The sequence below is a fragment of the Sulfitobacter noctilucae genome (assembly GCF_000622365.1).
GTDB lineage: Bacteria > Pseudomonadota > Alphaproteobacteria > Rhodobacterales > Rhodobacteraceae > Sulfitobacter > Sulfitobacter noctilucae.
Genome location: NZ_JASC01000013.1, coordinates 583,601 through 595,806, shown reverse-complemented (window position 1 = coordinate 595,806; position 12,206 = coordinate 583,601). Strand labels below are relative to the sequence as shown.

Annotated in this window: 9 protein-coding genes; 2 read left to right on the top strand and 7 right to left on the bottom strand. The window is 55.8% G+C overall.

From position 1 onward, the window contains the following. Positions 1 to 47: 47 nt before the first annotated feature. The 3 genes from Z945_RS0109625 to Z945_RS0109615 all read right to left on the bottom strand — a co-directional run bounded on the left by Z945_RS0109625 (position 48) and on the right by Z945_RS0109615 (position 5,145). Positions 48 to 1,160 carry a carbon-nitrogen hydrolase family protein gene (locus Z945_RS0109625; RefSeq protein WP_025051896.1) on the bottom strand — a complete coding sequence of 371 codons (1,113 nt, stop codon included), beginning with the start codon at positions 1,158 to 1,160 and terminating at the stop codon, positions 48 to 50. A 163-nt stretch (positions 1,161 to 1,323) separates the two neighbouring features. Next, a complete protein-coding gene (locus Z945_RS0109620; RefSeq protein ID WP_025051895.1) occupies positions 1,324 to 4,074 on the bottom strand; it encodes a TRAP transporter permease in 2,751 nt (916 codons plus the stop codon). 111 nt (positions 4,075 to 4,185) lie between these two features. Continuing rightward, on the bottom strand, positions 4,186 to 5,145 hold the full coding sequence (locus Z945_RS0109615; RefSeq protein ID WP_025051894.1) for a TAXI family TRAP transporter solute-binding subunit: 960 nt from the start codon (positions 5,143 to 5,145) through the stop codon (positions 4,186 to 4,188). Positions 5,146 to 5,557: 412 nt separating this feature from the next. Here Z945_RS0109615 and Z945_RS0109610 point away from each other — a divergent pair, with 412 nt between their 5' ends. Next, entirely contained in the window at positions 5,558 to 7,174 is a 1,617-nt protein-coding gene (locus Z945_RS0109610) for an FMN-binding glutamate synthase family protein (protein WP_025051893.1), read from the top strand. Positions 7,175 to 7,239: 65 nt separating this feature from the next. Here the strand turns inward: Z945_RS0109610 and gabT are convergent, their stop codons facing one another. Next, positions 7,240 to 8,658: a 4-aminobutyrate--2-oxoglutarate transaminase gene (gene gabT, locus Z945_RS0109605; RefSeq protein ID WP_025051892.1), complete on the bottom strand. Its 1,419-nt coding sequence runs from the start codon at positions 8,656 to 8,658 to the stop codon at positions 7,240 to 7,242. A gap of 185 nt (positions 8,659 to 8,843) precedes the next feature. On the opposite strand from gabT, the gene Z945_RS0109600 reads away from it, so the two are divergent. Further along, on the top strand, positions 8,844 to 9,395 hold the full coding sequence (locus Z945_RS0109600; protein WP_025051891.1) for a cupin domain-containing protein: 552 nt from the start codon (positions 8,844 to 8,846) through the stop codon (positions 9,393 to 9,395). A gap of 317 nt (positions 9,396 to 9,712) precedes the next feature. On the opposite strand, the gene Z945_RS0109595 is transcribed toward Z945_RS0109600, so the two are convergent. Genes Z945_RS0109595 through Z945_RS20955 form a run of 3 tightly spaced genes read right to left on the bottom strand, consistent with a single transcriptional unit; the run spans position 9,713 to position 12,146 of the window. After that, a complete protein-coding gene (locus Z945_RS0109595) occupies positions 9,713 to 11,431 on the bottom strand; it encodes a sensor histidine kinase (protein ID WP_025051890.1) in 1,719 nt (572 codons plus the stop codon). A 2-nt stretch (positions 11,432 to 11,433) separates the two neighbouring features. After that, positions 11,434 to 11,994: an RNA polymerase sigma factor gene (locus tag Z945_RS0109590; RefSeq protein ID WP_025051889.1), complete on the bottom strand. Its 561-nt coding sequence runs from the start codon at positions 11,992 to 11,994 to the stop codon at positions 11,434 to 11,436. Then, positions 11,991 to 12,146: a NepR family anti-sigma factor gene (locus Z945_RS20955; RefSeq protein ID WP_025051888.1), complete on the bottom strand. Its 156-nt coding sequence runs from the start codon at positions 12,144 to 12,146 to the stop codon at positions 11,991 to 11,993. The genes Z945_RS0109590 and Z945_RS20955 overlap by 4 nt, the downstream gene beginning before the upstream one ends. Between the last annotated feature and the right edge of the window lie 60 nt (positions 12,147 to 12,206).

The following is a 12,206-nucleotide window of genomic DNA, read 5'->3' as shown; positions in this document are numbered from 1 at the left end:
TGCATTCGGGCCCGCCGCGTTAAAGCGCCGGGCCGTTTTGCCTCAGTTCAGCCGCTGGATGATTGTTCCGTTCCCGTCAGAATGCCGGGCTTAACGGGTGGATTGGGCATAGCAGCGGACGGATCCGCTGGTGTCGGGGCAACTTCGGGTTCCGAAGCGGTCCCTGCTGTTGGATTGGGAAGGGGTTCCGGCGCAAACTCAGGCTGGTTCATCGCAAAACCCGGCGTCGCATCTTGTCCCTTGAAGGCTGGTGCATCTGGTACGCGTTGCGCAGGCACATCTACGTGAAGACCCGCGCGGTTCCCCTGTTGTGGTATTTCTAGGGGGCCCAACGTATGGAGGAATGCATCGGTTCCGCTGTTCCGGTCATAAACGGAAAAATCTGTCGAACGGTCACGGAAGGACTTCAGAACCTGCCCCAGACCTTTCATGCCCGCCTCGCGCTGGCGACGTACCATCGACAGATCGATCTCGATCGGGAACATGTCTTCTTGCCCTGCGGATTGGTGCAGCACCATCGACGTTGGATCAACCACACAGGATTTACCGACACCACCAGCGCCCAAACCGTTCACATCAATGATGTAGCACTGGAATTGCGCTGCCGTGGCACGTGCAATCGCAAGCTCTGCATCGCGGTCGGTGGTACCCGTCAGCACCGGGTGCAAGAGCACTTCAACACCTTGAGAAGTCAACTGGCGCGTGGTTTCGGGGAACCACATGTCATAACAGATCGACAGGCCAAAGCGCCCGACATCCGGCACATCAAAGATGCAGAATTCGGCACCTGCCGCAATTCCGGCCTCGTAAGGGCGGAATGGGAACATCTTGGCATAACGGCGGATCACTTCACCTTCGGGGTTGATCACCACCGAGGTGTTGTAAACGCGGCCGTCTTTCGGGTCTTTCAAGAACATCGACCCCGGGATCAGCCAGACGCGGTGCTTGGCCGCTGCGGCCTGAAAGCGTTCGATCGTCTCGTTTTCCGGCGGAAGCGCGAATTTATCGAGCGGGCCAAAGGGTGCCAGCTCAGAGAACAGCACCATCTGTGTCCATGGAAAACGGGCCATGAGGATATCAAGGCGGTGGATCATGCCATCGACATTGGATTCGAGGGCGTTGACGTACATCTGCACGCCGGCAATTGCGAAAGGTGTCATATCTGGTTACTCCGTGAAATACGGCGCATTGGGGAGACACCCCAAGCATAAACGCCGCTTTGCACGTCCCATACGCCCATATGGGACGGAGGGAAACAGGGGAAGTCGCCCCTGATTAACACGACTTCATGAGCCGGATATGAGCGTTGCCCAAAAATGACAGCTACGCCGCCACTGCCTGTTTCGGTGCGCGGGCGACCCGGCCCCTTTGCAGGAACACCACCAGCGCAAGCAGCAGCAACGCTGGAATGAACATGAAATATTTGCTCGGTTGAGAGACGGGCTTGAGCACGCGCAGCACTTCCTGATCCCAGTCCAGGCCGGCATTTTGCGCAGGCGAGCCAAAACTCACATCGTCGATGATCATCTTGTCGCCATCCTCCCGGAACACAAGTCCCGCGTTCTCCAGCTTCTCGGCACCCGTCGCACCTTCGCCAATCGGCAGGATCGCGACGAATTCAATTGGATCCCCCAAATCGTTCATCCCCGCAATGCGCAGCCGCAGATCATTACCCGCCGGGGTATCATTTGCCGCCTGCTGTATCTCGACGGGTGCAACCTCGTCATAGGGTGCGGAAACCATGTCCATCCAGAACCCCGGACGGAACAGCGTAAAGGCGATAAGCAGCAGCGCGATCGTTTCGTAGAAACGGTTTCTCGTCAGGAACCAGCCTTGGGTGGCTGCCGCGAACAGCAGCATCGCAATCGTGGCAACGACAAAAACAAACAATCCCTGCCCCCATGTGACGCCGATCAACAAAAGTTCTGTGTTGAAGATGAAAAGGAATGGCAGCGCCGCGGTGCGCAGCGAATAGAAGAACGCCACCACACCGGTTTTGATCGGGTCACCGCCCGATACGGCTGCCGCCGCGAAAGACGCAAGGCCAACAGGCGGCGTCACATCTGCCATAATGCCGAAGTAGAAGACAAACAGGTGAACCGCGATCAACGGCACGATCAGGCCGTTTTGCTGTCCCAGCGTCACAATGACAGGCGCGAGCAGGGCAGAGACAACAATGTAGTTCGCCGTGGTCGGCAGGCCCATACCAAGGATCAGCGACAGCACAGCCGTCAGCGCCAGAATGGCAAGGATATTTCCGCCCGACAGCACTTCGACCACGTCCGCAAGGGCAGACCCCACACCGGTCTGGCTGACCGCACCCACGATAATACCGGCAGTCGCCGTGGCGATACCGATCCCGATCATGTTGCGGGCACCCGTGACCAGTCCATCAATCAGATCTAGGAAACCGTCCTTGATGTCCGATGCCAGTTTGCTTTCGCCGCGCATGATCGCCATCAGCGGGCGCTGCGTCAGCAGGATGAACACCATATAAGCCGACGCCCAGAAGGCCGACAAACCGGGGCTAAGGCGGTCCACCATCAACGCCCAGACCAGAACAACCACCGGCAGGATAAAGTGCAAACCGGACCGTGCAGTAGGACCGGGCATCGGCAGCGAAGTTACCTCGGCATTCGGATCGTCCATCTTGAGCGGTTTCTCTTTGCTCGCGACATATAGCAGGCCGATATAGATCAGCGTGATGAAGGCAAAGATGATGTAAGACGCCGTTTCAGGGAAGGCGGGGCGGATCCAGCCCATGCCGTAGTAGACCGCGAAAGACAGCGCGCAGATTGCGATAATGGCGAACACAATCCCGACAAGACGCTGAAGCAGCGGACCGGGTGTATAGGCGCGAGGCAAACCCTGCATCCCGGCTTTCATCGCCTCAAGATGTACAATGTAGACCAGCGCGATGTAGGAAATGACCGCAGGCAGGAAGGCGTGTTTGACCACGTCGAAATAAGGAATGCCCACATATTCGACCATCAGGAAAGCCGCAGCACCCATCACAGGCGGCATGATCTGCCCGTTAACCGAAGAGGCAACCTCGACAGCGCCGGCTTTTTCGGAGCTGAAGCCGACCTTCTTCATCAGCGGAATTGTAAATGTACCGGTGGTCACCACGTTCGCGATGGAAGAGCCGGAAATCAGGCCGGTCATGGCAGAGGCCACCACCGCTGCTTTCGCCGGCCCGCCACGCATGTGACCCATCAGACTAAAGGCAACCTGAATGAAATAGTTGCCAGCGCCCGCACGGTCCAAAAGGGATCCGAAAAGCACAAAGAGGAATACGAAAGACGTCGATACGCCCAGCGCGATGCCAAAGACGCCTTCGGTGGTGATCCACTGGTGGTTCACAATCTCGGACAGGGAGTTCCCCTTGTGTGCGATGATGCTTGGCATGTTCGGACCAAGCACAGTGTAGAGCAGAAAGACAGACGCGACGATCATCAGCGCAGGGCCAAGCGCACGGCGCGTCGCCTCAAGCAGGATCAATATGCCGACAACGGCGGCAACATAGTCTTGCATGATCGGCGCACCCACGCGGGTGGCGATGTCACGGTAGAAAAGGAACAGATACAAAGCGGCGGCTGTGCCAACGATGGCCAACGCCCATTCCCAAAGAGGAATGTGATTCTTGGGCGACCCCAAGACCACTGTTGCTGCCACCGCAAGGGCGGGAATCGGGATCCACCATGTCGCAACGCCATCCTTGGCGGCGATCATGAATAGTGCGGCCAATGCCAGCGGTACAATCACACCAAGCGCGACCTGGAATTTTGTGCGGGCGGCGGGGAACATCATCACCCCGAGGAAAATCGCAAAGCCAAGGTGGATGGACCGTGCCAGCGTGTCGTTAAAAAGCCCAAACGGCGAAGCGATATAAAGTTGAAAGAGGGACCAGGCGAGGGCTACCAACATCAGCAACATGCCGACGGGGCCGCTTACATTCCTGCCACCTGTGTCAGAAGACGCGACAAGTTCGTCAAGCTCTGCCTGGCTCAGCCCGCCGCGCCCTGCGGCCTCGGCTTCCACGGCAGCGGCTTGTTGCTGATCGTTGTCTGTCATTGTGTCGTCCCCCTGTTGCCCCACGTTATCGCAGGTGCGTTTTTCGGCCCGGTCGGGGCCACAAGGCGGCACTTAAAGCGCCGCCTTGGGTCGTGCATAAGATCGGTTGGATTATTCCATCCAGCCGCGCTCTTTATAGTACTTCGCCGCACCAGCGTGGAGTGGCGCAGACAGACCGCCAGAGATCATCTCTTCTTCGGTCAGGTTTTCGAACGCTGGGTGCAGACGCTTGAAGCGGTCAAAGTTATCGAACACGGCTTTAACAACCTGATAGATCGTATCTTCGTCCACGTCAGCAGAGGTCACGAATGTCGCCTTCACACCAAAGGTGTTCACTGTTTCATCCGTACCCTTGTACATGCCACCAGGAATGGAGGCCGCAGCGTAGTAAGGGTTGTCCGCGATCAGCTTTTCGATCTCGGGACCGCCAACGTTTACCAGTTCTGCATCAATTGTTGATACCGCTTCCTGAATGGAGCCGTTGGGGTGGCCCACGGTATAGATGATGGCATCGACCTTGTTGTCGCCCAGCGCGGCGGCTTGCTCGGCAGGCTTCAACTCGGAAGCGAGCGCAAAGTCATCCAGCGTCCAGCCTTTGGCGTCCATGACGACTTCCATCGTGGCGCGCTGACCGGAACCGGGGTTGCCGATGTTGACGCGCTTCCCCTTCAGGTCATCCAACGACTTGATGCCGCTGTCCTTGCGGGCGATCACGTTGAATGGCTCGCCGTGTACGGAAAAGACCGCGCGCAGTTTGTCGAACTTGTCGCCCTCAAACTGAGAAGAGCCGTTGTAGGCGTGGAACTGCCAGTCGGACTGAGCAACGCCCATGTCCATATCACCAGCCTTGATGGCATTGATATTGGCAATTGACCCACCCGTGGAAGGCGCTGTGCATTTCAGATTGTGCTCGGCCGATCCGCGGTTCACCAACCGGCAGATTGACTGACCCACAACAAAGTAAACGCCGGTCTGGCCGCCGGTACCAATGGTGATGAATTTCTCTTGTGCCGTTGCCGCCGAGCCTGCGGCCATTGCTCCGGCAAATGCGAGCATTTTAAACAGTTTCATGCATTTCTCCCTTATTTTGTCTATCGAAAGATGCCTATCCCGGCACCTCTCGTCGTTAGAGATATGGCGCAGGCAAACCAGAAAGACGGTTGTTACCGTCAGGGCTCACCGGGATCATACCCCTGCTCCTATGGCGATCAGTCCCGCATTTTGGGCTGAACGTTAAGGAATCTGAATCCGAGCGTAGGCAGGTTTTTAAATATCCACAAGGAAGGTTTTCAATTGCTCCGTGAATAAATAGAAAATCATACAATTGCCTAGTATATTAAACATTTAGGGGACGGTGCCTGCGGTATATTCGGGCTTTTCTTTATTGGTCGTGCAGCGCTCCTGCCCTACCAAAGGCTTGCGCAAAGCCACGTTCACCGTCAGTTAAGAAATGACCCAAACCTGCTGTACATAGGACACTTACATGCCCGACCTTCGCCTGATGACCAGATTTGCGACCTTTGCCGGAGTGATCCTTCTTGCCTTACTGACGTTTGTCCTAATGTTCAGCTGGAGCAGTTGGTTCATCCTGCCTTTCGCACTTTTTGCAGTGCTTTCCGGGATGGGCATCTACGATGTGCTCCAGACGAAGCATTCGATCCTGCGGAACTATCCGGTGTTGGGGCACATGCGGTTCTTTTTCGAGGGAATCCGCCCCGAGATCCGGCAGTACCTGATCGAGTCCGATCAGGACGAAGAACCCTTCAGCCGCGATGCCCGCTCGCTCGTCTACCAACGCGCCAAAGGCCAGGAGGATGCGCGGCCTTTCGGGACGCGGCTTCGGGTGTATGATGCCGGCTATTCATGGGTCACACATTCGGTGGCACCGGTGCACATCGATAACTATGATTTTCGCACGACCATCGGGGGGTCGCAGTGCAAACAGCCCTATTCCGCCTCACTTTACAACATATCCGCGATGAGCTTTGGTTCGCTGTCGGCGAATGCCATCGAAGCGTTGAACACCGGGGCCAAGCTGGGCGGTTTCGCTCATGATACGGGCGAAGGTTCGGTCAGTCGTTATCACAAAGCGGGCGGCGGGGATCTCATCTATCAACTTGCCTCCGGCTATTTTGGCAGTCGGGCAGCGGACGGATCTTTCGATCCAGAAAAATTCCGCGAAACCGCCTCGCTTGATCAGGTCAAGATGATTGAACTGAAGCTGAGCCAAGGTGCGAAACCGGGGCATGGTGGTTTGCTGCCAGCATCCAAGATCACGCCAGAGATTGCCGAGGCGCGTGGCGTGCCGATGGGCAAGGATTGTATATCGCCCGCCGCGCATTCCGCCTTTTCAACCCCGATCGAGATGATGGAGTTCATCGGCCAGTTGCGTGAATTGTCGGGGGGCAAACCGGTAGGTTTCAAGCTGTGCATCGGGCATCGGCGGGAGTTTATGTGTATCGTCAAAGCGATGCTGGAAACCGGTATCAACCCGGATTTCATCATTGTGGACGGTACCGAAGGTGGCACGGGCGCGGCACCTGTCGAATTTTCAAACCATGTCGGGATGCCGATGATCGAAGGGCTGACCTTTGTTCACAACACCCTGCGCGGCGCTGGCTTGCGTGACGAGATCAAGGTGGGCGCAGCGGGCAAGGTTGTCTCGGCCTTTGATATTGCCCGGGCGTTGGCCCTTGGCGCGGATTGGTGCAATTCGGCGCGCGGCTTCATGTTCTCGATTGGGTGTATTCAGGCGCAAGCTTGCCACACCAATCACTGCCCCGTCGGCGTGGCCACCCAGGACGAGGTTCGCATGCGAGCGCTGAATATTCCGCACAAAAGCGAACGGGTCGCGCGGTTCCACCGCAATACGATGGAAGCGCTGGGCGAGATGACAGGGGCCGCCGGTCTGGACCATCCAAGCGGGTTTTTGCCCTATCACCTGATGCTACGTCAGGGCGACAAGAGTATGGTCGAGGGCAACGATGTGTTTGGGTATTTGCCGGAAGGGTATCTGCTGGACGATACAGCGGAAGACTTTCGCGGAAACAAAAGTCGCTGGGCACGGGCGCGCGCGGATTCCTTTGCGCCAATCGAATAGCCTGATCACAACAAAAAAGCGCAGCGGTTTCCCACTGCGCTTTTTCAATTACGAAGCCTTATCGCTTAGGCGTGATCAGCAACCGCGGCTTGAACAGCCGCTTCAAAGATCGCCAGACCTTCTTCGACGATCGTATCGGAAGCTGTCAGCGGCACCATCACACGGATCGCATTGCCGTGCATGCCACAGCTCAGCAGCAGCAAACCGCGGCTCATCGCGTGAGCGATCACGCTCTTGGTAAAGGCGGCATCGGGATTGGCGCTGTCAAAATCGGTCACGAATTCAACCGCAACCATCGCACCCAAGCCACGAATGTCCCAGAACCGGAACGGTGCGGAACGTGCGCCAATCTCGGCAAAACGCGCTTTGAGTTTTTCACCCATCGCGGCGGAGCGGGCCAGAAGGCCTTCGCCTTCGATGGCGTCAATTGCGGCCAAGGCTGCCGCACAGGCAACGGGGTTGCCGCCGTAGGTACCACCCAGACCGCCCGGCTCCATCGCGTCCATCACATCGGCACGACCAATAACGCCAGCCAGCGGATAGCCACCGGCCATGGATTTCGCCACGGTGATCAGGTCAGGCACAACGCCGGAATGCTCAATCGCGAACCAGGTGCCCGTACGACCAAAACCTGCCTGCACTTCATCAGCAATCAGCAAGATACCGTGCTCGTCGCAGATCTCGCGCAGTTGGCGCATCATGTCGAACGGAACAGGTGTGTATCCGCCTTCGCCCAATACAGGCTCGATGATGATACAGGCTACACGGCTGGGCTGCGCATCCGTCAGGAACAGGTTCTTGAGACCGGTGATCGCATCTTCAACAGTAATCCCGTCACGGGCACTTGGGAAAGGCGCACGGAAAACATCCGCCGGGAAAGGACCCACGTCTTTTTTGTAAGGCGACACTTTGCCGGTCATACCAAGCGTCAAAAGTGTGCGACCGTGGTAACCACCGGTAAAGGCAATCACACCCGGACGGCCTGTGGCAGCGCGAGCGATCTTTACAGCGTTCTCAACCGCTTCGGCACCTGTTGTGACCAGCAGCGTCTTCTTGGGCGCATGGCCGGGGGCCAGTGCGTTCAGACGTTCGGCAAGCTCGATATAAGGCGCATATGGTACGACCTGGAAGGATGTGTGTGTGTACAGGTCTTCCTGCGCTTTGGCCGCAGCCACAACACCGGGGTGACGGTGACCGGTGTTCAGCACACCAATACCGCCGACAAAGTCGATAAAGCGGTTGCCTTCAACGTCCCAAAGCTCGGCGTTTTCAGCAAATTTGGCGTAGATCGGCGCGGCAGACGCAACACCACGGGGCACAGCAGCCTCGCGACGTGCAATCAACTGTGCATTCGTCATCTCAACCTGTGTCGCGGCAACCGCATCGGATACAATCGTATCCACAACAGGGTTCACTTCAGCCATTGTTGTTTTCTTGGCTTTCGGAGCGGCCTTGCGGCGCGTTTTCTTGGCAGTACCGGACATATCTGAAATCCTTTGGTTGGGACGCAAATCGTGCGTTTAAAAAATCCTATCATCCCGTTTAATATACTTGTCAATTGTTGATTTTCGGTGGATGACGAATTTTGGCTGAACGGGCTGAATTTTGCCTGTGACAACACAATCAACCGGCGCTACGAACGGTGCAGACAGCAGCAAGGATCGCCCAAGTGGACATCGGACACAAACTCAAGACCATCCGAAAGCAAAAAGGGTTGTCTCAACGCGAGCTGGCGAACAGGGCCGGGCTGACAAACGGGACGATATCGCTGATCGAACAGAATCGCACCAGCCCTTCGGTTGCGTCGTTGAAAAGTCTGCTCGATGCCATTCCGATCTCTATGGCCGAGTTTTTCTCGACCATCGAAACAGGCGAGGCGCCTAAGGTGTTCTATAAATCTACTGAATTTACCGAAATCACGCCAGACAGCGGCGCGAAGCTTTCGCTGCGCATGCTGGGTGATGCACAGAATCATACTTTGCAGGTTCTGCATGAAACATACCCCGCCGGTGCGGATACCGGGCCCCAAGCCTTATCCCACGAAGGTGAAGAGGCCGGCATCGTTGTTCGCGGATCAATCGAGGTGACTGTAGATGGTCAGGTGTCGGTGCTTGGTGCCGGGGACGGCTATTTGTTTGATAGCAAATTGCCGCACCGTTTTCGCAATCGAAGTGATGATACCTGCGAAGTAATCAGTGCGTGTACGCCACCGAGCTTTTGAAAAGGCCCCGCAGTTTTCTGCGAGGCCTTTGTGTCGTGGATCAGTCACTTAACGATTTGATTTAGAGTTCGAATTCTTATCCGACCTCTTGCCGTATCCGTTGGAGTCTTGCCCCTGGGTTGTCGTTGTAAGCAGGACAATAATAGCCGCCGCTAAAATCAAACTCGCCAAGCCACCTATGAAGATATCGGTAGTCATGTTGAGCCTTTCCATTAGTCGTGTCGAAAAACAAACCAGCTTGGGCTTGGAAAGGTTCCGACTTACTTTGCAAACGCAGAAAACCTGTGCTTTCGGGACCAAACCACGATCTGATGAACTTAGTAATCAAGCTGTTGTTTTGCCGCTTGTGGGACAGGAAAAGTGATCGTCAGTTGGAAGACGTCATCGGATTGCGTGACTTCCACTTGCCCGTTCAACTGACGGGAAAACGCATCGATTAGGCGCGAGCCTAAACCGGTACCTTCTTCTTGCGGCATGCCCCCCACCGTGTTGCGCAACACGAGCTGCGCATTCTCATCGTCGATTGAGGTCAGCTGAATATCAATGAAAGCGCCATCCTCGTTTTGCGGCACATATTTCAGGGCGTTCGTCATCGCTTCTGAAACCAACAGGGTCAACGGTGCGGCATCATCTGCATCAATGGTGATCGGCGCATAGTTCTGCGTAACCTTTACCCGTGAACCGGGGGCCAGCCCGACCGACAGAAGTTGATTTACCACTTCATGCAGCAGGATATAGGCATCAACGCGCACAAGATCATCGTTCTGATAGAGGTTCTTGTGCACCGTTGCGAGACTGAGGATACGTTCCTGAAGCCGCCGAAGAACGAGCCGCGAATCTTCCGTACGCGCCTGCCTGATCTGCATGTTCATGATCGAAGAAATAAGCTGAAGGTTGTTCTTCACCCGGTGGTGGACCTCTTTCAGCAAAATATTCTTTTCTCGTAGGCTGTCTTCAAGCGTGGCCTCGTCCCGCAGAATGGATTCGCCCATTCCGATGAATGCCGCCTCCATATCGACCAGTTCGGTCGGAACGCCCGCGCCCAGCGTTGTACGCGGCAAGTTGCGGTTCAAAGCAAACCGACGCATCTGACGACCAAGTTTACGAATATGCCGAATGGCGAGCCGGTTCAGCGCCCAGAAGGCGACGATCAAACTGGCGGCCCACATGGCGATGGGCAAAAGCGCCGTCATCTTTACCAAGATGGACGGATTGAGGAACGGCGTCGAATCCGGCCACACACTGACTGCATAAATCGTGTTCGGCACTATAGCCTGGACCGCATAGACGCGATTTTGCCCAAGCGCATTCTTGGCCTCGAACACAGTCGGTTTATCGCCAACAAAGACCTTGAGCGCTAGATCGGCAGGCAGCTCCTGCTGTACATCTTCATAACCCCGCTCCGACGTAATAATAGCCCCTTTGGAATTGAAGGTCATCAGTGCCAAGGGGGATAGGGCACGTGGGCTTTCTTCAATTGCGCTGAACGTCTCGGACGGGATAGAAACAAAGGTCAGGCCCGCCAGCTCTTCGCCGTCAAACACCGGCACGGATACAACAGTAACTGGTCGTCTTGATATGCTTCCGAATTCAACCCTTACCGCCTGTCTTTCAGGCGGATCGACAAGAGCTTTGAAAACGGGATTGTCGCTGACGTCATAGGCCTCATCCATAGAAGAGCAACGAACACGGCCATCAATTTCTATGAAACCGGCAACCGAATATTGAGGGTTTGCCATCTGATATTGGCCGAAAAGGTCGCGGCAGGCGCCGAGGTTCTCGCGATAGCTCGGGATAATCGACGAAAGCGCATCACCTGCACTAAACGCTTCCTGAAGGATTTGCCGCTCAGCAGAGGACGCCTGTTCTGTAATCGCTAAAAGAGATAGCTCCGCATTGGTCCGGTTCTGCTTTGAAATCTGCTGGGTCTGTCCCACGGCGATCAAACCGATGGGGAACAGAGCTAACGAAAGGAAAAACAGGACGCGAAGCGCAAGGCCTCGGATGAGCTGACCGCTGAAAAAGCCGGAGGTCATTTTTAGAAGCTGGAAACTTTGGACGCCGAAAGGACAGACATTGTTGCGTCGTCGGTCATTTCTAGCGACTCACTGTCATTGTGACCCAATATCTCGGCAAGTTGCGCACGCGCCCTGTTTGTCCGGCTTTTGATCGTTCCGACAGCAACGCCACACATTTCGGCAGCTTCCTCGTAGGAAAAACCAGATGCACCAACCAAAAGCAGCGCTTCGCGTTGCTCGTCCTTCAGTTGCAACAATGCACGACGAAAGTCGGCCATCTGCATATGACCATCGTGTGCGGGTTTTTCGGCAAGGCTTTCGGTGAAAATTCCGTCCACATCGGCCACTTCGCGTTTGGCTTTGCGACGGTTGGAATAATAAGTGTTCCGAAGGATGGTGAACAACCACGCCCGCATGTTCGTGCCGACCTGAAATTTCTCGATGTTTGTCCACGCCTTGACCAGAGTGTCCTGCACCATGTCATCAGCGATAGCACCGTTGCGCGTCAAACTGATTGCAAATGCGCGCATGGCTGGCAGGTGTTCTACCAACTCGTCGCGCGGGTCTGCGGGGGCACTCACTTCTGTGACTCCGGGCTAGACTCTTGTTGCTTGAGCTGATTGAGCAGATTTTTGAAGCGATCCGGTATACCCTCTTCAAGAGTTTGATCAAACACCCGCTTCAGATTCTCGTCGATGGCCCGCTCACGCTCGTCTTTTCTACTATTTGTCACAACTTTGACCTCTGGTTAGCGGCTACCGCTTAGTTTATTTTACCCACACGGGAACCAAAC

Excerpts from the sequence above, each read along its gene's own strand:
- Z945_RS0109625 (WP_025051896.1), bottom strand. The coding sequence starts at position 1,160 with ATGACACCTTTCGCAATTGCCGGCGTGCAGATGTACGTCAACGCCCTC.
- Z945_RS0109610 (WP_025051893.1), top strand. The coding sequence starts at position 5,558 with ATGCCCGACCTTCGCCTGATGACCAGATTTGCGACCTTTGCCGGAGTG.
- gabT (WP_025051892.1), bottom strand. The coding sequence starts at position 8,658 with ATGTCCGGTACTGCCAAGAAAACGCGCCGCAAGGCCGCTCCGAAAGCC.
- Z945_RS0109615 (WP_025051894.1), bottom strand. The coding sequence starts at position 5,145 with ATGAAACTGTTTAAAATGCTCGCATTTGCCGGAGCAATGGCCGCAGGC.
- Z945_RS0109620 (WP_025051895.1), bottom strand. The coding sequence starts at position 4,074 with ATGACAGACAACGATCAGCAACAAGCCGCTGCCGTGGAAGCCGAGGCC.
- Z945_RS0109595 (WP_025051890.1), bottom strand. The coding sequence starts at position 11,431 with ATGACCTCCGGCTTTTTCAGCGGTCAGCTCATCCGAGGCCTTGCGCTT.